This window comes from Microbacterium sp. GbtcB4 (assembly GCF_019091465.1).
GTDB lineage: Bacteria > Actinomycetota > Actinomycetes > Actinomycetales > Microbacteriaceae > Microbacterium > Microbacterium paraoxydans.
The window spans coordinates 1-238 of the sequence record NZ_JAGXJJ010000519.1; the positions used below are offsets into that span (position 1 = coordinate 1).

The 238-nt window shown below is 72.7% G+C and carries 1 pseudogene; it reads left to right on the forward strand.

What is annotated here, in order from left to right:
- A pseudogene (locus KVS71_RS18675) lies at positions 1-238 on the forward strand (hypothetical protein); the annotation flags it as partial.

Here is a 238-nt window from a genome sequence, read left to right on the forward strand (position 1 = left end):
CGCCGACGTCGATGATCCCGGGGGTCGACATCGCCGTCTGGCCCCTGAACAACCCGGGCATCGTGTCCATGCCGCTGGGGTTCGCGCTCGGCGGGCTCGGGACCGTCACCAGCACGCGGCGCGAGACTCCCGAGCTGGCGGCCGAGATGGAGGTGCGCTCACTCACCGGCTTCGGCGCGGGGAAGGCCGTCGACCCCTGTCGCGACCTCCTCGAGCGCGTGGCTGGCCGACACCTCTG